Origin of the sequence: Desulfatibacillum aliphaticivorans DSM 15576 (assembly GCF_000429905.1) — a bacterium.
GTDB classification, from domain to species: domain Bacteria; phylum Desulfobacterota; class Desulfobacteria; order Desulfobacterales; family Desulfatibacillaceae; genus Desulfatibacillum; species Desulfatibacillum aliphaticivorans.
In genome coordinates, this window is the sequence record NZ_AUCT01000009.1 from 80,244 (window position 1) to 98,242 (window position 17,999).

The 17,999-nt window shown below is 54.3% G+C and carries 15 protein-coding genes and 1 riboswitch; of the genes, 6 read left to right on the top strand and 9 right to left on the bottom strand.

Annotated features, from left to right (window positions below; all coding sequences use genetic code 11):
- Positions 1-32: 32 nt before the first annotated feature.
- Positions 33-1,172, bottom strand: a complete 1,140-nt coding sequence (locus G491_RS0110215; RefSeq protein WP_015948163.1) for an MFS transporter — start codon at positions 1,170-1,172, stop codon at positions 33-35.
- 273 nt (positions 1,173-1,445) lie between these two features.
- Here G491_RS0110215 and G491_RS33695 point away from each other — a divergent pair, with 273 nt between their 5' ends.
- The 4 genes from G491_RS33695 to G491_RS0110235 are packed head-to-tail and all read left to right on the top strand — an operon-like array spanning position 1,446 to position 8,080.
- A complete protein-coding gene (locus G491_RS33695; RefSeq protein WP_084511475.1) occupies positions 1,446-2,006 on the top strand; it encodes a MarR family winged helix-turn-helix transcriptional regulator in 561 nt (186 codons plus the stop codon).
- A gap of 57 nt (positions 2,007-2,063) precedes the next feature.
- Positions 2,064-3,413 carry an efflux RND transporter periplasmic adaptor subunit gene (locus G491_RS0110225; RefSeq protein WP_084511476.1) on the top strand — a complete coding sequence of 450 codons (1,350 nt, stop codon included), beginning with the start codon at positions 2,064-2,066 and terminating at the stop codon, positions 3,411-3,413.
- The gene (locus G491_RS0110230) at positions 3,410-6,688 is read left to right on the top strand and encodes an efflux RND transporter permease subunit (protein ID WP_028314529.1); all 3,279 of its coding nucleotides are present in this window, start codon (positions 3,410-3,412) and stop codon (positions 6,686-6,688) included. Before G491_RS0110225 ends, G491_RS0110230 begins: the two co-directional genes overlap by 4 nt.
- Positions 6,689-6,703: 15 nt before the next feature.
- Entirely contained in the window at positions 6,704-8,080 is a 1,377-nt protein-coding gene (locus G491_RS0110235) for a TolC family protein (RefSeq protein WP_028314530.1), read from the top strand.
- 142 nt (positions 8,081-8,222) lie between these two features.
- On the opposite strand, the gene G491_RS0110240 is transcribed toward G491_RS0110235, so the two are convergent.
- Positions 8,223-9,065, bottom strand: coding sequence for a PDC sensor domain-containing protein (locus G491_RS0110240; protein WP_157468166.1), 843 nt, complete (start codon positions 9,063-9,065; stop codon positions 8,223-8,225).
- 175 nt (positions 9,066-9,240) lie between these two features.
- A riboswitch (FMN riboswitch) is annotated at positions 9,241-9,391 on the top strand.
- A 196-nt stretch (positions 9,392-9,587) separates the two neighbouring features.
- Between G491_RS0110240 and ribB the strand changes: the two genes are divergently transcribed.
- Both ribB and G491_RS0110250 read left to right on the top strand, forming a co-directional pair.
- Positions 9,588-10,235, top strand: coding sequence for a 3,4-dihydroxy-2-butanone-4-phosphate synthase (gene ribB, locus G491_RS0110245; protein WP_015948157.1), 648 nt, complete (start codon positions 9,588-9,590; stop codon positions 10,233-10,235).
- Between the two features lie 365 nt (positions 10,236-10,600).
- Complete coding sequence (locus G491_RS0110250; protein WP_028314532.1) at positions 10,601-11,914, top strand: EAL domain-containing protein; 1,314 nt, start codon at positions 10,601-10,603, stop codon at positions 11,912-11,914.
- Here the strand turns inward: G491_RS0110250 and G491_RS30255 are convergent.
- The 7 genes from G491_RS30255 to G491_RS0110285 form a co-directional block, all read right to left on the bottom strand.
- Positions 11,911-12,741, bottom strand: a complete 831-nt coding sequence (locus tag G491_RS30255) for an ATP-grasp domain-containing protein (RefSeq protein ID WP_051327165.1) — start codon at positions 12,739-12,741, stop codon at positions 11,911-11,913. The genes G491_RS0110250 and G491_RS30255 overlap by 4 nt on opposite strands.
- Complete coding sequence (era, locus tag G491_RS0110260) at positions 12,738-13,631, bottom strand: GTPase Era (RefSeq protein ID WP_028314533.1); 894 nt, start codon at positions 13,629-13,631, stop codon at positions 12,738-12,740. Before era ends, G491_RS30255 begins: the two co-directional genes overlap by 4 nt.
- A complete protein-coding gene (gene yihA / locus G491_RS0110265; protein WP_015948153.1) occupies positions 13,624-14,241 on the bottom strand; it encodes a ribosome biogenesis GTP-binding protein YihA/YsxC in 618 nt (205 codons plus the stop codon). The genes era and yihA overlap by 8 nt, the downstream gene beginning before the upstream one ends.
- Before the next feature lie 79 nt (positions 14,242-14,320).
- Positions 14,321-15,463 carry a pyridoxal phosphate-dependent aminotransferase gene (locus G491_RS0110270; RefSeq protein ID WP_015948152.1) on the bottom strand — a complete coding sequence of 381 codons (1,143 nt, stop codon included), beginning with the start codon at positions 15,461-15,463 and terminating at the stop codon, positions 14,321-14,323.
- A gap of 41 nt (positions 15,464-15,504) precedes the next feature.
- Complete coding sequence (hisG, locus tag G491_RS0110275; RefSeq protein WP_028314534.1) at positions 15,505-16,383, bottom strand: ATP phosphoribosyltransferase; 879 nt, start codon at positions 16,381-16,383, stop codon at positions 15,505-15,507.
- A 66-nt stretch (positions 16,384-16,449) separates the two neighbouring features.
- A complete protein-coding gene (gene hisI / locus G491_RS0110280; RefSeq protein WP_226992378.1) occupies positions 16,450-16,869 on the bottom strand; it encodes a phosphoribosyl-AMP cyclohydrolase in 420 nt (139 codons plus the stop codon).
- Positions 16,870-16,888: 19 nt separating this feature from the next.
- Positions 16,889-17,827 (bottom strand): UDP-glucuronic acid decarboxylase family protein, encoded by a 939-nt coding sequence (locus G491_RS0110285; protein ID WP_157468169.1) that lies wholly within the window; start codon positions 17,825-17,827, stop codon positions 16,889-16,891.
- Positions 17,828-17,999 lie beyond the last annotated feature (172 nt).

Sequence of the window (17,999 nt, forward strand, 5' to 3'; positions counted from 1 at the left end):
GTTTGGATCAAATCAACCGGGCATTCCCTGTTTTATGGGTTTTGCCCGGTTTTTATTTTTTGGACGGCCGCCAGGGAAACCAGGCTCATCGCCGCCCCTGCAAAAAACGGAATGCGGTAGTCAATCATCCACATCAAGCCCCCCAAAACCGGTATGACAACCGCGGCGATATGATTGATGGTGAAACCTACGGCCATGGTGGGGGCAATGTCCTGAGGATCCCCGATTTTTTGAAAATACGTCCTTATGGCGATGGAGCAGTTAAAGAATATATGATCCAGGACGTATAAAACCCCCACAACCGCCTTGGATTGCGTGGTTGCGTAGGCAATAAACACCAGAATCAGGCTGCCGTACTCCACGCTCAACACCTTCCGCTCCCCAAACCGGACAATAGATTTTCCGATGAAAGGCGCCAAAAAATAGTTGATCAGGTTGTTGAGCATGAACAGGAGCGTGACCTCCTTAATGGCGTAGCCGAAATGCTGAACCATGAGGAATACGGCGAAAGCCATGAAAATCTGCCTTCTGGCCCCTGCCATGAAAGTCAAAAAATAATACAATCCGTACTCCCTTTTCAGGATCATTTTTTTCTTTTGGAGCGGGACATCCTTGCTGGTGGGGTTTTGCCCAAAGGCCCATAAACCGGCCATGAACGCAATCCCCCCGAAAATCAGATATATTTCCCTGTATTCTAAAATATACGCCAGACCGAAAATGGCGCCTCCCACAAAGATGTTGGCTCCGGAAGCCAGGCTGCGCAGCCGCCCAAATACGCGCGGGCTGGTGGTCTGGTCGAAATATTGGAGGGTCAGGGACTGGTTGGTGGTTTCAAAATAATGAAAGCCGAAACTCATGATCAGGGTGGTTATAATCAGGCCGTAAAACGAGGGGAAAAAACCCGTCAACGCAACTCCGCCGCCCAGGAACAAAATGGACAAGGCGGAAAGCCGGTGCTCTTTTATAATCAGCATCACGAAAATGGCCAGCAGAGACAAAAATCCGGGAATCTCCCGAATGGACTGGATCGTCCCCACATGCTGTCCGTCCAGGCCCACGCGCTCCACGGCGAAGTTGTTGAACAGGGTCATCCAGGTCTGCAGGCTCAATGCCGAGGCGATGGTTAAGACCATCAGGAAGACGTACATTTTTTTTGAGTCGGACTGTTCCATGATTTTCTCCCGGGCTCATATCAGCCCTAAATCTTCATAGCACACAATGGGAGAGGTTCCCCCAACAAAAAAATAACAGAAAGATTGCCTGTGTATATATTCCATGAAATCTTATTGTTATGTCTGTCCGGGCGGGGGCTGTATGGGGGCCGCGTATAGACGGGCGTAATTACACGTTGACAAACGTAGTTTTTTTTAATTATTAGACTATCTAAATATTTTATGTTTTTTAATCATTAGAGAATTTAATTTTTTCGAGAGGTATAAATAATTATGCATAGTGAAGAAGTATTGGAGCAGGCCCGGTTTATTTTTTCCAGCGTGGTCATGATGCGGGACCTCATGTTTCGGGCTCAGAGGAAGTCGTCCTGGTTCGCCAAACGCAGCGGCCTGGAAAGCCTGACTTTGCCGCAGATGCATGCTGTTTTTGCGGTTCAGGCCCGTGGAGAGGTGACGATTTCCCAGTTGGCGGAGGCGTTGGACGTCTCTCCGCCTTCGGTGTCGGTCATGGTGGATCGTCTTGTGGAAAAAGGGGTGTTGCAGCGGCGGCATTGTAAGGAGGATCGCAGGCGCGTCATGGTCTGCATGTCACCGAGAGTCGACGGCGCCATGAAGGAATTCGAGGACACGGGGTTAACGGTGTTTGCGGGCATTGTGGAAAAGATAGGCCCGGAAACCAGCCGGAAGTGGGTGGAGGTTTTTGAGGAAATCCGACAATCGTTGGACGACGGGGACCTGGTCGGATGGGAAAAAATTTTTAAGACGCAAATGGAGCGCCGGGGATCCATGCATTATACCGGCGGACGAACGAAATCCGGGGACGTGGACTCCTGACAGGTTTGGTGGACGGGGGTCTTTGAGGGAATAATTTCAGACTGGCAGGTGTGAGACATGGAAAATCGAAGTGAGCCCAATCAAGAAGTTATGGTCGTTACCCGCGTGGTGCTGTGCATTTTAATTCTTGCAATCGGCGTGGGGGCGTTTTTATTTTTCAGCGCCATGAAAAAGCCGCCCAAAGAGGCTGAAAACCTGGAAAAAGCTATCAAGGTGGAGTTGCAGACAGCCCGGCTGATAGACAAAAGCGTTGCCATTACGGGCACCGGGCCCGCTAAAGTGAAGGATATGGTGAAGATTGCCCCGGAAGTGGGGGGAAAGGTGGTAAGCGTGCATCCCGACCTGGAGTTAGGGCGGCGCATTCCAAAGGGAGAGATTTTGTTTGCAATCGATCCCGTCAACTATCAGGCCGCTTATGACGTGGCGGCGGCTACGGTGGATCAGACTCGAAACACCATTGAGCGCTTAAAGAAGCAGCAAACCATCGACACGGAGCGCCTTTCCACCATTATCCGAAACCGGGATCTGGCCCGGGCTGAATACGAAAGGGTGCGTACGCTGTTTGAAAAGAACAACGTGGGAACCCAATCGGGCGTGGATAAGGCGGAAAGCGCCTACAACCAGGCGGTGGATCAGGCGGACCAGGTGGGTCTGGCCGTGGATTTGTATCCTATTCAAATCCAGGAGACCTATAGCGCTCTGGAATCGGCCAAAGCTCGATTAAAGATGGCCAAAGCGGATTTGGAGCGCACCAAGGCGGCCGCGCCTTTTGACGGCAGGGTGGTTTCAAAAAACCTGGAGCCCGGACAGTTTATCCAGCCCGGCGCCGCGATTTTGACTCTGGCGGACGACTCAGTGCTTGAGGTCCACGTGCCCATTGACAGCCGGGACGCCCGGGACTGGCTGCGCTTTAAAAAACAGGAAGGCCCCAAGGACGCGGCTTGGTTCAGCGCCCTGGAACCGGTCCCCTGCGAAATCCGCTGGACCGAGGATAAGAACGGCCATTACTGGGAGGGCGCTCTGGACCGGGTGGTGGCCTTTGACAGCAAAACCCGCACCCTGACCGTAAGCGTCAAGATTCCCGCGGAAAAGGCTCTTTCCAAGGATGATGACCAGTTGCCTCTGGTGGAGGGCATGTTCTGCAGCGTGAGCATACCCGGAAAAACTATGCAAGGCGTGGTGGAGCTTCCCCGGTGGGCGGTCAGCTTTGAAAATACGGTGTACATCAGCAACGATGACCGGTTGAAAACCGCGCCGGTCAAGGTCGTCCGGATTCAGGGGGAAAAGGCCTACGTCTCCGAAGGATTGCAGGATGGGGATCAAGTGATTGTCACTCGTCTGATCGATCCGCTTGAAAACTCCCTGTTGGAGGCCATGAACGAAAACAAGGGGGATGCCGCGTCATGAGAAGCATAATGGAGGCTTTCGCCAGGAACCGGGTTTTCGCTAACGTGATCCTGCTCATCATTTTAATAGGCGGGATTGTTGCCGGATTCAGGATGATCAAGGAAACCTTTCCCGAGTTCTCCCTGGACATGATCACCGTAGAGGTGGTCTATCCGGGCGCTGACCCGGAAGAAGTGGAGGAAGGCATATGCCGCAAGATTGAAGAGGCTATCGACGGGGTGGAAGGCATCAAGCAGTACACCACCTATTCCGTGGAGAATGCGGGCACGGCGCTCATTGAAGTGAAGGAGAACTGGGACGTCCAGGAAGTCCTGGATAAAGTGCGCAGCAAGGTGGACGCCATTTCAACCTTTCCGGGCGACGCGGAAAAGCCGGTCATCACGGACCTGCCGCTTAAGGATATCGTTTGCCTGTTGTATCTTTCCGGAGATCTGTCGGAAAGAGGCCTTAAGGAATGGGCCAATGACGTGGAGGATGAAATCAAGAACCTGCCCGGCATCTCCCAGGTGGGCGTCTTTGGCGCCAGGGAATACGAAATCAGCATAGAGATTTCCGAAGAGCGCTTGCAGGAATACGGGCTCAGCTTCGATCAGGTGGCAGGCGCGGTGGCCCGCAGCAATCTGAATTTGGCCGGCGGCGCCATCCGCACCCAGGGCGAGGAAATCCGGGTGCGCACCCTGGGGCGGAAATACACGGGCAAGGAGCTTTCGGAAATCGTGGTCCTGGCCAGCGAGAACGGAGATATCATCACCCTGGACCGCATTGCAGCCATTCGGGACGGCTTTGCAGAAGACCCGGTGGAGGCGACCATAGACGGGGAACGTGCCGTTTTGGTGCATATTTTCAAGACTTCGGAGGAAGACTCCCTGGGCATCTCCAAAACCGTGCACAAATTCCTGGAGGAGAAACAAAAGGTTCTGCCTCCCGGCGCCAAGATCGGCCTCTTGTACGAAAGCACGGACATTCTGAAAGCCCGCATCAATCTGCTTTTGAAAAACGGATTGGTGGGGTTGATTCTCGTGTTGATTCTGCTGTTCTTGTTTTTAAACGCGCGGCTTTCCTTCTGGGGAGGCATGGGCATTCCGGTTTCCATGGCCGGCGCCTTGATCATTTGCTGGAGCCTAGGCGCCACCATCAACATGATATCCCTGTTTGGCTTTATTTTGGTCCTGGGCATCGTGGTGGACGACGCCATTGTGGTGGGGGAATCCATTTATCAGCATCGCCAGAACGGCGAAGGCCCCTTGGAAGCGGCGGTCAATGGAGTCCTGGAAGTGGGCATGCCGGTCACGGCGGCCGTGATCACAACCGTGGTGGCTTTCATTCCCTTGATGTTTGTCGGGGGGATCATGGGCAAATTCATTGCGATTTTGCCCGTGGTGGTCATAGCCTGTTTGGCCATCAGCTTGTTTGAATGCCTTTTCCTCATGCCCGCGCATTTGTCGCATTTGCCGGACCCGAACGCGGAGGATAAAAGCCGTTTCGCCCCGATCAGGGTCTGGAACGCTTTTTTTAACGGTTTTTCCCGAGGCCTGGAAGGCTTTGTCAAGCGCGTTTACATGCCCGTTTTGGAAAAAGCTTTGACCTGGCGCTATGTTACCTTATGCATCGCCATCGCCATCCTGATGCTTACCATGGGATTGGTTGCCGGCGGGCTTATCAAGTTCCAGGTCTTCCCTGATATCGACGGCTTTGTTATGACCGCCAACGTGGAACTGCCTCAGGGAACGCCTCCCGCGGTAACGCAAGAGGCTGTAAAGCGAATAGACGACGCCCTGCTTCGGGTTGCGGAAAGAACGCCTACGCTTACCGGGGAGCCCATGATTAAAAGCCGGCTTTCCCTGGTGGGGCAGACTCTTGAAGATATTCCGGAAAACGGCCCGCATTTGGGGGGCGTGCAGGCGATCATGCTGGAGTCTGAATACCGGGGCGTGCATTCCAAGGACTTGATGGTGGAGTGGGAAAAGGAAATCGGCCTGATGCCCGGCGTAAAGTCACTGACTTTTACAGGTTTGAGCGCCGGGCCTCCTGGGGCGCCTATTGAGATTTGGCTCCAGGGTAGAGACATGAACGAGATTATCGCCGCCTCCGAAGAACTCATGGAAAAGCTGGCCACTTACGAAGGCGTCAACCAGATCCGTTCGGACTATGCCGCCGGGAAGAACGAAATGCGCCTGGAGCTTAAGCCTGAAGCCCGGACCCTGGGCCTGACAGTTAACGATCTGGCCCGGCAGGTGAACTCCGGGTACTACGGGTATGAAGCGGTCAGGCTCCAGCGGGGACGGGACGACGTGCGGGTCAAGGTGCGTTACACCCAGGACGAACGCAGTCGTTTGTCGGATTTTGAGGAAATGCACGTCCGCACTCCCGACGGCTCGGAAGTGCCTCTGTACTCCGTGGCCAACGTCAGTTTTTCTCCGGGATACTCCAGGATCACCCGGACGGACGGCTTGCGCAGAGTGGCCGTAAGCGCAGGCGTGGATTCCAATAAGGCAAACACCACCGAGATATTGGTGGATTTGAACCGGTCCTTTTTTTCCGGGTTGAAGGAAAAATACCCGGGATTGCTGGTGGCGGTCCAGGGCGAGCAGAAAAAAATGCGGGAGTCCTTTGGCAGCCTGATGATCGGTTTTCCCGCCGCGTTGCTGGGAATATTGGTCATCATCGCCATCATGTTCCGTTCGTACCTGCAGCCTTTGATTATTATGGTGACCGTGCCTTTCGGCATTATCGGAGGCATTTTCGGGCATTTACTGCTGGGATACGACCTATCCATGATGAGCGCCTTTGGCGCCGTGGCCCTGGCCGGCGTGGTGGTGAATGACGCCATTGTGCTTATAGAAAGGATCAACGAAAACATCGCCGAAGGCATGGGATTCCGGGAAGCCATTATTAAAGGCGGCGGAAGGCGCTTCCGCGCCATATTCCTGACCACCTTGTCCACGGTGGGCGGTCTGACTCCCTTGTTGATGGAAACCGACCTCCAGGCCAGATTCCTGATTCCCATGGGAATTTCCCTGGCCGCCGGCGTGGCTTTCGCCACATTGCTGACCTTGCTGCTGATTCCTTGCTTGCTCATGATCCTCAACGATTTTCGCAGGACCGTCCACTTCTTCTGGAGAGGGTACTGGCCCACGCGCAGGGAGGTGGAACCGGCCATTAACAGACCTGTGCAGTCATACGCCCTGAAAGAGGAGTGTGAACCGGCCGAGCAGGAAAGTCCGCTTCCTTCGCCTTTGCCCCATGAAGAGGAACCCCCCCCGCTTACTTTGTAGGATGGAGAAAAGATTATGTTTCGTTATGTGGTTGCCATATTGCTGATTTTAACGTGTCCGGCCTGGGCCGCCCAAGGAGATTTGGAAAAAAGCCCGGCCTGCCCGGATTGGAAAAACGTGGATGTGCTTGACCTTACTACGGCCAAGCAAATTGCACAGGCTAACAATCCAAGCCTGGAAGCGGCCGCCCAAAGGGTCAGCCAGGCCCGGGAGAGGGTCAAGCAGGCTACGTCGACCTATTGGCCCTGGTTGGATCTTTCCGGGTCCGTGGCCCATGTGGACATGGCTGAAAACGAGTATGATGCAAACCTGGCTCAGTTGAAAATTTTCAACCCCAGGGCTACATTGGCTAATCCTGAGGACTATAACACGGCCAAGGCCGGCGTAAGCTGGCTGCTGTTCGACGGATTCAACCGCGAATTCTCCCGCAAGGGGGCCAAGCACGGAGTCCAGGCCTTCACCCAGTCCGAAGCGGATGTCAGACGCCAGCTTTTCAGCGCGGTGGCGGGGGCTTTTCATAACGCACAATCCGCCAGGGAGGATATCGCCATTGCCAGGGCGGATCAGGATTTTAACCAGCGCCTGATGGAAGAAGCCAAGGTCCGCTACGACGTTGGGGCGGGATCGTTGTCCGATGTTCTGAATTTTGAAATAGCCGTACGGAGCGCCCAGACCCAGCTTATCAACAGCCAGAAAAGCTACCAGGTGGCCATGATCGGCTTGGCGGCCCTGTTGGGATTGGATGATCAGGAATTCGTATCCAAGACCTGTCTGGCCCAATTGGAAAAGGAGACGCCCCACGACCTGACTCCTCCCATAGCGGCGGAGTATACTGACTTGGCGAAAAAGAACCGGCCTGACATCTTGCAGGCCGAAGCGGCCGTCGCCCAGGCCAAAGCCTCCGTGGGCGCGGCAAAGGGGGCGTTTTATCCCACGCTTCGCCTTTCCGCGTACTCCGAGGCGTCCCGGGCTAATGATGCGGGCTTTGAAGAGGAAGACGTGGAAAACAGCGTGGCCGCCAGCCTGAGTTACAACCTGTTTGCAGGCGGATTGAACAAGGCCCAGTTGGCCGAAGCCAGGGCCGCGGAGCGGGAAGCCAAGGCAAGCCTCGTCCAGAAGGAACTTTCGGTAATTCAGGACGTGAATGAAGCCGTGGCCAGCGTCAAGGCCGCCCAGGAGCAGGTCAAGCTCCAGGAGGAGACCGCGGGGCTGGTGCAGCGGAACCGGGATCTGGTGCAGGAGGAATATAAGGCGGGCCAGACCAGCCTGGTCCGGCTTAACGAAGCCCAGAGGGATTTGATCCAGGTCCGCAGCAACTTGTCCAGGGCCAGGGTTTATCTGCGTCAGGCCTGGCATGATTTATACATGGCCGCGGCGTACATGCCTGAGTAAGAGAATCCAAATAGAATGAAACAAAGGGGCGGCCGGCAATGGCCGCCCCTTTGTTTTCAGGGAAAACGGAGTGAGGGGGACACGATCCTTATCTCAATACTAATGCGCCGGAATTCAACACTTTAATTCCTAAAAGTTATGGCTATCTGTCCGGGCAGCCGGGGCCGACGATGGTGAACTTCCATCCGGTCAGGCTGGAAACCACAGACACATTTTTTTGCTGCTCCACGTTTTTTAAACAGGGCAAAACTCCGGTTGTCCGGCACGGAGGAGCGGTTCTTTGATCCAGGCCGGAGCAAAGCGCCAAAACATTTGTTTTATCCACGGCGACAATAACCATGGAGTCGGGGACGGGCATGGCGTTTTCCATGGCTGCCGCGAAATTCTCAGCGTAAATCGCAGCGCCCACGGCGCCTGTTACGGCGCCGTTGTTAGTCACAGGAGCGCCGACGATGAAGGATTTTTTGCCCGAGGTTTTTCCCACGACAATGCTTCCCACAACCTCATCGCCTTTCATCAAGCCGGGAAAATAAGCGCGGTCTGACAGATTCTTGCCGGTAAGCCCCAGTTCGGCGGTATAGTAAGAGCCGTCAGGGTGGATGTAAAAAACCAGCAATTGCGGGTTTTGCTCCTGAAAGGCGGATATCAGGTCCCGCATTTTTTTCCAGTCGCCGGAACGCACCTGGGGAGTGAGGGCCAGGGTCTTGAGGTTTTGCAAAACCGCTTCCAGCCGCACGTCCGCCTGGGACGCGTAGGCCGCCAGCATGCTTTCGGCCAGATACTTCATCTGGGCGATTTGAGCCGTCTGGGGGCCATACGATCCCTTTAAGCATGGCGGGGCGTTGGGCTGTCGAGCGCCAATGCATGGGGCGGACTTAGGATTGGCTATACATGGCGGTTCGGCTGCAGCCGGGGCCAGGGACGCACAAAGAAGAACCAGTGCGGCCATGACGATCAGGGTGCGGAGATTTGCTTGCAAGGTCATATTTTTCCTTTCAATCAAACTGGTTAGGTTTATTATCGATGATTGCTGAATAATTGTGACATGCTGTTTGCTTCCCCAAGAATAGCAGCACAGGGCGAGTGGGTGCAAGCCCCTTGCTTGCCGTTTCCTAACAAATTGATTGACTTTCCCCCTAAAAAGAGTGAAAATTTTCATGACTTATTCTCAGGGCGGGGTGGAAGTCCCCACCGGCGGTATTCCAACATAAGTTGGAGAGCCCGCGAGCGCTCCCGAAGGATTCGGGAGGTCAAGCAGATCCGGTGAAAGGCCGGAGCCGACGGTAACAGTCCGGATGGAAGAGGATAAGGCAGTTTACAACCTGCTGCAGCCGGTGATTTTTCGCCGGTCCATGCTGTTTGCCTGAAAGCCTGAGGGAGACGGGCCGCCTGTTATGTTCTGACGCGTCCAGGCGTTCGATAAGCTCATTTTCGGCTTTTGGGGAAACTGTCTATTCCCACGCCCTGATTCTGGTCAATCTAACAATTTTGCTTTAGGAGGGTTGCCATGAATCAGACTTTACTGGAACAATTTGGAAACGCCCGGGAACGGGTGGAAAAAGGGCTTCAGGCTTTGCGAGACGGGCAAGGCGTCCTTGTGGCGGACGATGAAAACCGCGAAAACGAGGGCGACTTGATTTTTTCCGCGGAGTCTTTAACGGAAGCCCAAATGGCGATGTTGATTCGGGAGTGCAGCGGCATCGTCTGCCTGTGCATGCCGGACGAAAAAATCCGGTCCCTGGAGCTTCCCATGATGGTGGAAGACAACTCCAGCCGCTACGGCACGGCCTTTACCGTGTCCATAGAGGCGGCCCAAGGCGTAACCACCGGGGTTTCCGCCAAGGATCGGGTCACTACGGTCAAGACGGCGGCCGCTGATGGCGCCAAGCCTGCGGACCTCAGCAAGCCGGGCCATGTCTTTCCCTTGCGGGCCAGGCCGGGCGGCGTTTTGGAGCGGCGGGGCCATACCGAGGCCACCGTGGATATGATGCGTCTGGCCGGCCTGAAAAATCCCTGCGGCGTGTTGTGCGAACTGACAAATCCTGACGGAACCATGGCCCGCCTGCCCCAGCTGGCGGATTTCGCAAAAAAGCACGGCATGGTTCTGCTGACGGTGGAAGACTTGGCGGCCTACCGGGAAAGCCAGGAAAACTAGTCCAATCGAAAAAAGGCCGGGCTCTCGTTTTTACAAGCCCGGCCTTGATCAATCATTTTTTGGGATGGGGCGATAATGGCTGCACCGTTCCCATTTTTGAAAAATTGTTGCCATAGATCTTAAAACATCCTTATCTTTGAGTTCTAATTACAGGATATCCTGCCTTTTTTTGATATTGGGCGAGTGTTGAAAAATTTGGGGTTGCGCTCGCATAGTATATCCTGCATAGTATGAAATAGATCACATCTTGCCCGGTGCACCACACTCCTTTAGGCCTTGTTATCCGTGGGTCGGCGCCGGAAAAAATTCGGGGGGCGGCGGGATGCATTCTGCATTCTGGCGCAGTACGTTTAAGAGGACGTCCAATGCTGAAAAAAATAAGCGACCAAGACAAGGTATGCGTCGACATACATGAGGGGTTTTACTACAACCGCACCTTATCCCTGCCGACGGTAATTCAGGAATATGAGAAAGTGGAGTCCATCTTAATTGATCTCCAGTACATGGCCTGCATCACCGTGCAAATCGAGCAGCTCAGCAAGGTGGAATACCTGTACGGCAGCAATTCGTACAACTATTTGCTCCTTCAACTTACCGACATACTCAAAGATATCAAGCGCAAGGAGTTCCGGGGGCGGGACATCTTTGTGGTGGACCTGTATGACGCCGACACCTTTGTGATCTTTTTATCGGCGCCTCGGGACGACAGGACCCAACTGGTGTATCACCTGGAGGCCATTTCCGAACGCATCCGCCGCGGGCTGGAAAAAGCGGTGTTCGACCTGTTGTATCCTTACCTGAAGGAGTTTGTCCGCCCCAACATCGGGTACGCCCTTGAGATTCAAAACCCCATGGTCAGCAATATGCGGCTGATCCGCCAACTGGTGCGCAACTCCAAGAAAATGGGCGAATTCATCGCCGCCAAGCGCGACTACCTGAGCCGGTACGGGCTGCAAAAAATCATTATCGAGCAGGATATCCGGACGGTTTTCCAGGCCATCGTGGATTTCAACACCCTGGAAGTGATCGGGTACGAGGCGTTATCCCGCGGTCCGGAAAATTCGGAATTCGCCAGCCCGACGTTGATGTTCCTTATGGCCTCGGAATGCGGTCTTTCCTTTGAGCTGGACCGGCTTTGCCGGAGACGGGCTTTGGAACGGGTCCGCACCATGTGCACGGACAAGAAAATTTTTGTCAACACGCTTAGCATGACCATTCATGATCCGGAATTTCGCGGCCTGTATTTGAAGGAACTCCTGGAGGACCTGGAAATCAAGCCGGAGAACGTGGTTTTTGAAATCAGCGAAAAGCTGGCCATCGACAACTACGACCTGTTCCGGGACGCCATGCGGGACTATACGGACGTGGGCATTGTTCACGCCGGGGATGACATGGGCACGGGATACTCCGACCTGGAGCGCATCATGGAGTTGACGCCCGGGTACATGAAAGTGGACATTTCTTTTGTCAAAGACGTGCACAAGAGTTACTTAAAGCAGGAAATTGTCAAAGCCATGGTCAACCTGGGAAAAAGCATCGGCTCCCACGTGATAGTGGAGGGGGTGGAAACCAAGGAGGAGTACGAGAAATTGAAGGAGATAGGAGTTCCCTTCGGCCAGGGATATCTTTTTGACGTGCCGTCCAGGGAGTTGAGCCCCGTGAATCTGGATTGGTGCTAAAGCTGTTTTTCCAGCCAGGCCTTAATGCCTTCGTGAAGCAGGATGTAATATTGCTCGGATCCCCCCAGGCCTCGCCTGCCGAAAAAGTAATTCACCTCTAGAAATTGGGGCGTGGGGTCTGGTGAATCCAGATCGAAAATCAGGTCGAATCCCGCCAGGTTAATGCCGGTTTTCCTGCAAAGATCCCTCACCGCCTGCTCGCCTTTTTTCATGAGTTCCGGGTAGGACTTCTGGTCCACCCGGGCGCCGTGGGCCATGCTGACGCCGAATCCTGCATTTTCCGGGGCGACCCTCCAGTAAGTAACCAGCGTTTCGTTGATGGCCGCCACCCTCAGGCTTCGGCCTTGAGTCTCTATATACTCCTGGAATAAAAATCCCTTTTGTCCGGTGTCCTGGCAGGCTTGCGCTTTGGCCAGGGCGAAAGCCACGTCATCGTGGTTTTGCAGCAGATACACCGAACTGCCTTCTCCGCCCCAATTGAGCTTGAAAACGGTGGGAAACCGCAGCGGCAAGGTGGGCTCCGCCTTGTGAATGTGCATGAAGGCTTCCAGGCTGTCGTAAGCGAAGGTGCGGGGATGGGGAGCGCCCGTTTCCTGGAACAGCCTGATTTGGCCGACTTTGCCGGGAAACCTGAACCGGGCGTGGTAATCGGGAAACACCCTGTCGCAGTTTTCTACAGCCATGGTGTATAAGGACTCTTTGCAACCCTGGGGGAGAATGACGATTTTAGCCCTTTTGATAGCGGCTTGATCCTCTTCATTGGGGTCGCGGCCGGCGCACAGGCGGTTCTCATCTCCGACAATTATGGGATGAAAGGAGAGAATCATTCGTAGCCAAGCCTCCGCATGGCTTTCGTGTCCGTGCTCCAGTTTTTTTCCACCCTGACAAAGAGTTTGAGAAAAACCTTAACGCCCACCATCCTTTCAATTTCCTGACGTGCGCTGGTTCCGATTTTTTTCAGCATAGCGCCTTGTTTGCCGATGATGATGCCCTTCTGGGAATCCCGCTCCACGTGGATGACGGCGGAGATCTTCACCATGGGCGGCTTTTCCTGCTCGGTGAAGGAGTCCAGGGTCACGGCCACGGAATAGGGGATTTCCTGGGAGGTCATGCGGAAGACTTTTTCCCGGATCATTTCCGCAGCCACAAATCTCTCCGGCATGTCGGTCAGGCTGTCCTCAGGAAAGAAAGGAGGCCCCTGGGGGAGCTGTTCCTCCAAAATCGCAATGAGCTCTTCCACCTGTTCGCCCGTCTCGGCGGAAACCGGAACAATGGCCTTGAAGTCGGCCAAAGGCTCCCACTTGGCGATTAACGGCAGCAGGGTTTCCTTTTTGATCAGGTCAATTTTATTCAGGACCAGGATCACAGGCATTTTTTGCTTGGCAAGGCCTTTTAAAGCCAGCCTCTCCGAGTTCGGATCCGGCTTGGAGGCGTCCACCACAAACATGATCAGGTCCACGTCGCCCATGCACTGCATGGCCACGTCCACCATATGCTTATTAAGGGGCGACTTGGCGCTGTGAATGCCCGGCGTATCGAGCATAACAAGCTGGGCTTTCTCCCGGTGCACAACGCCCAAAATCCGGTTGCGGGTGGTCTGGGGTTTGGATGAAGTAATGGAAACCTTTTCCCCCAGCATTTGATTCAATAGCGTGGACTTTCCCACGTTGGGAGCGCCGATCATGCCGATAAATCCGGATTTGAAATTTTCAAACATTGTCATCGTCTCCCTGCTCGAAGTCGTCAATTTCGCATAAATCCAGGATGGACTCCCACAACTCGTCTCTGCCCTGGCCGGTTTTGGCCGAAAAAACGTGGATCACATCCAATGGAATTCCAAGGGCCTTTGCCATTTCCTTTTGCTGGGCCAATTGCCGCTGGCGGGAGAATTTATCCGCCTTGGTGGCCACCAGGATTACGGGGATGTTGTTCAGGTCGAACCAAGCCAGGTTTTCCCGCTCCTGCCCTCCGGGAATGCGCCGGAGGTCCAGAATCAACACCACGCCGTGCAAGGTCTTGCGGGTGGTGATGAACGTTTCGATCATCTGGCCCCATTTTTTCCGCATTTCCTTGGAAACCTTGGCGTATCCGTACCCAGGAAGGTCCACAAAAACCAGGGATTCGTTAACTTCGAAAAAATTCAAAAGCTGAGTCCGGCCCGGCGTGGAGCTGGTCTTCACCAGCTTTTTCCTTTTGAGCAAGCTATTGATAAGGGACGATTTACCAACATTGGAACGGCCGGCAAAGGCTATCTCCGGCAGTTCGGGAGGAGGATAATTGCCAGGCTTGGTGGCGCTGGACATAAATTTTGCGCTTTTGATTATCATGGAAAATCAGCCGGGAAATACGCCTTGCCCGGCGGCGGGCCGCCGGGCAAAGCGTTTTGCTAAAATTATAGGGTTGGCGTTATAGGCTGTTTATGTACTTTTCAAGGCGGTTCATGCCTTCTTCGATATTCTCCAAAGAGTTGGCATAAGAGAAGCGAATATACCCCTCCGCCTGCTGGCCGAAATCGATGCCCGGGGTGACGCCCACGTGGGCGTTTTCCAGGATGTCGAAGGCCATTTTATAGGAATCGGAGCCTAAATGCCTGGCGTTTGCCAGCACGTAAAAAGCGCCCGTGGGCTCCACGGTGATGCCTAAACCGATTTCCCTGAGCCTGCGAATCATAAACCGGCGCCGTTGGTCGTAAATCTCCCGCATGCGGGCCACATCCGGACCGGCTTCCTTAAGCGCTGCAATGCCCGCCATCTGGGTCATGGCGTTGGCTGAGATGAAAAAGTTCTGCTGGAGCTTTTGCAGCGGCCTGATAAAGCGTTTGGGCGCGATCAGATAGCCCAGCCGCCACCCTGTCATGGCATAGGCCTTGGAAAACCCGTTCAGCACAAAGGCTTCATCCGTAAACTCCAGGATGGACCGTTCCTTCCCCTCATACACCAAACCGTGGTAGATTTCATCGGAAACCACCACCTTGCCCAGGTCGGCCACCTGCTGCATCCTTTCGGGAGAGAGCAAATTGCCTGTGGGGTTGGAGGGCGAGTTGATCATGACCGCCTTGGTGCGGTCGGTCATATGCTTTTGAATTTGTTCAGCCCGATACTGGAAGCCTTCCTCTTCGGTCACCGCGACCTTGACAGGCTTGGCGCCGGCGAATTCAATGAAATTCGGGTAGCACGCGTAATGGGGGTCCGAGACGATCACTTCGTCTCCGGCCTCCAAAAGCGCCGCAAAGGTCATGAAGATTCCCGGAGAGGTGCCGTTGGTCACCACAATGTGGTCCGGGTTCACCTCCACGCCGTATTCATTGTAATAATGCTCGGCGATGGCCTCCCGCAATTCAAGAATGCCCAGGCTGTGGGTGTAATGGGAGTATCCGTCCCTAAGAGCTTTGATCCCGGCTTCCGTTATGCACTCGGGAGTATCGAAATCGGGCTCGCCCACTTCCAGATGGACTATGTTCACCCCGTCCCGCTCCATGGCCTTGGCCCGTTCCAGGACCTCCATGACGATAAAGGGGGTAATTTGATCAACCCGTTTGGAAACTGTCACTGCTAAACCTCCGCCGAGGCCGTAGCCCGGCTTTAAATCTATTAGAACATTACCTTATTCAGGGAGTATTCAACAATCCCTTCGGCGCCTTTTTCCAAAAGTTGGGGAATCAGGTCCCGGACGACCGACACGTCCACGACGATTTCCACAGACAGCCAAGTGCTTTTATACAGGTGGGAAACCGTGGGCGCGTTCAAAGAAGGCAAAATGGCGATGACGTCGTCCGCTTTTTCCTCGGGCACGTTCATCTTGAGGCCCACCAGAGTTTCGGCCACCAGCGCGCTTTTGAGCATCATGGCCAACTGATTGATTTTTTTCTGTTTGAAAGGATCTTCCCAGGCTTTTTTGTTGGCGATGAGCTGGGTGTTGGTCTGCATCATTTCGTCAATAATGCGCAGGCCGTGGGCGCGGATGGTGCTTTCGGTCTCCGTGACCTCCACGATGGCGTCGGCCAGGCCGGAAACCACCTTGGCTTCCGTGGCACCCCAGGAGAATTCCACTTCCACGTCGATGCCGCGTTCCGCGAAATATCTTTTGGTGAAGCCCACCATTTCCGTGGCGATTTTTGCGCCCTGCAGGTCTTCCAAGGTTCTAACCGGAGAGTCGCCGGCAACGGCCAGAACCCAGCGGGCCGGCCTGGAGCTGACCTTGGAGTAGACCAGGTCCGTCACCACGTGCACATCGGATTGGTTTTCCGCAATCCAATCCTTGCCGGTAAGGCCGGCGTCCAGGGTTCCGTTTTCTACGTAGATGGACATTTCCTGGGCGCGGCAGATGGCGCAGTTGATTTCAGCGTCGTTGATGTCAGGAAAATAGTTGCGGCTGTGGACGTTGATTTTCCAGCCGGAGCGTTTAAACAATTCGATGGTGGCGTTTTGCAGGCTGCCTTTGGGCACGCCCAGTTTCAGTGTATCCGTCATTTTTTTTCAACCTCTGGCGGACTTTTTGTCCGCAATGGGTCCTCGCGGTGGGCCCGTTCTTGATGATTACTTTTTGTAGACTTCCTTGGGGTCGAACACAGGTTCGCCCACTACAGTCAGTTTGTCGCCTTCCACCAATTTATGAAAACAACTCCTATGACCGGTGTGGCAGGCAGCGCCGCCAATCTGCTCCACTTTCAGCAAAATGGTGTCGTCATCGCAGTCCACGCGAATTTCCTTGACCTTTTGCACGTTTCCCGATGTGAGTCCTTTTGTCCAGAGTTCCTGACGGCTGCGGCTCCAATAGGTGGCCATGCCGGTTTCCAGGGTTTTTTCCCATGATTCCTTGTTCATAAAGGCGAGCATGAGAACCTCTCCGGTTTCCGCGTCCTGACAGATTGCGGGAAGCAATCCGCCTGTCTTCTCGAAATCCAGTTCAATCATAATTTCCTCTTGTTGGCGGCTTGACGTTTCAAAACCCCGAATGGCGCATTAAAACGTCGGTTTACTTGATCCTGCTTTTGAAATCCTCGATGACAAGGCCCAGGCCCGCAACGAGATCGGTTGTGGGGGTCCACCCCAGTAATTGTTCCGCCCGCGTGATGTCGGGCCTTCTCCTGATTATCTCATTTTCCGGCATGGGCTGAAATACGATCTCAGATCTGGAGCCGGAAATTGCGATTATTTTTTTGGCCAGATCCAGGATCGTCACTTCAACGGGGCTTCCCAGGTTGACCGGTTTAACAGCGTTTTCGGTTTCCATGAGCCGGATAATTCCGTCCACCATGTCGTCCACATAGCAAAAGGTCCGGGTTTGGGCGCCGTCGCCGTTGATATATATGGGCTCGTTTTTGAGCGCTTTCATCACAAAGGTGCTTACAACCCTTCCGTCGTCCAATGCGAGCCGGGGGCCGTACGTATTGAAAATCCTGGCGATTCGCGTATCCACACCCCTTTGGTTATGGTAGTCCATCACCAGGGTTTCGGCCACGCGTTTGCCTTCGTCGTGGCAGGCCCTCAAGCCGATGGGATTGAGGTAGCCCCAATAGCTTTCCTTTTGCGGGTGCTCCCGGGCCTCTCCGTATACTTCGGCGGTGGAGGCCTGCAGCAGCCGGGCCTTGCAGTGGGCGGCGTTTTCCAACATGTTGATGGTTCCCATCACGTTGGTCTTGACGGTCTTGACCGCGTTTTTTTGGAAAAACACGGGCGAAGAAGGACACGCGAGATTATAAACCCGGTCCACGTCCAGCAGGATAGGCTCCACCACATCATGGCGGATCAGCTCAAAATTTTTTTTGTCCAGCAGATGCCGGACGTTATTTTTGGCGCCGGAAATGAAGCTGTCCACGCAAATTACTTCTGCGCCCTGTTCCACAAGCCGGTCACAAAGACGGCTTCCTAAAAAACCGCCTCCCCCTGTCACCAATACTCGGATTTGCCTCATTCCGGCCTCACCATAAAATAACGAAGGTTGAACTGAGGTTTCCGTTGCTCGGTGAGCACCGGGTTTGCATTCTCAATCCAACCTGATTTTTCAAAGGCCGAATTCGGTTCGGCCGCCCGTTTCCGGGGGATGTTTTCGCCGGAAAGAAAGGGAGAAGCCCCGAAACGGAGCT

Bases quoted from the DNA above. Each gene is read 5' to 3' on its own strand.
- G491_RS0110215 (WP_015948163.1), bottom strand. From the start codon at position 1,172: ATGGAACAGTCCGACTCAAAAAAAATGTACGTCTTCCTGATGGTCTTA.
- G491_RS0110250 (WP_028314532.1), top strand. From the start codon at position 10,601: ATGCTGAAAAAAATAAGCGACCAAGACAAGGTATGCGTCGACATACAT.
- yihA (WP_015948153.1), bottom strand. From the start codon at position 14,241: ATGATAATCAAAAGCGCAAAATTTATGTCCAGCGCCACCAAGCCTGGC.
- G491_RS0110230 (WP_028314529.1), top strand. From the start codon at position 3,410: ATGAGAAGCATAATGGAGGCTTTCGCCAGGAACCGGGTTTTCGCTAAC.
- G491_RS0110240 (WP_157468166.1), bottom strand. From the start codon at position 9,065: ATGACCTTGCAAGCAAATCTCCGCACCCTGATCGTCATGGCCGCACTG.
- G491_RS0110225 (WP_084511476.1), top strand. From the start codon at position 2,064: ATGGAAAATCGAAGTGAGCCCAATCAAGAAGTTATGGTCGTTACCCGC.
- G491_RS30255 (WP_051327165.1), bottom strand. From the start codon at position 12,741: ATGATTCTCTCCTTTCATCCCATAATTGTCGGAGATGAGAACCGCCTG.
- G491_RS33695 (WP_084511475.1), top strand. From the start codon at position 1,446: ATGCATAGTGAAGAAGTATTGGAGCAGGCCCGGTTTATTTTTTCCAGC.
- hisG (WP_028314534.1), bottom strand. From the start codon at position 16,383: ATGACGGATACACTGAAACTGGGCGTGCCCAAAGGCAGCCTGCAAAAC.
- G491_RS0110285 (WP_157468169.1), bottom strand. From the start codon at position 17,827: ATGAGGCAAATCCGAGTATTGGTGACAGGGGGAGGCGGTTTTTTAGGA.
- ribB (WP_015948157.1), top strand. From the start codon at position 9,588: ATGAATCAGACTTTACTGGAACAATTTGGAAACGCCCGGGAACGGGTG.
- G491_RS0110235 (WP_028314530.1), top strand. From the start codon at position 6,704: ATGTTTCGTTATGTGGTTGCCATATTGCTGATTTTAACGTGTCCGGCC.
- era (WP_028314533.1), bottom strand. From the start codon at position 13,631: ATGTTTGAAAATTTCAAATCCGGATTTATCGGCATGATCGGCGCTCCC.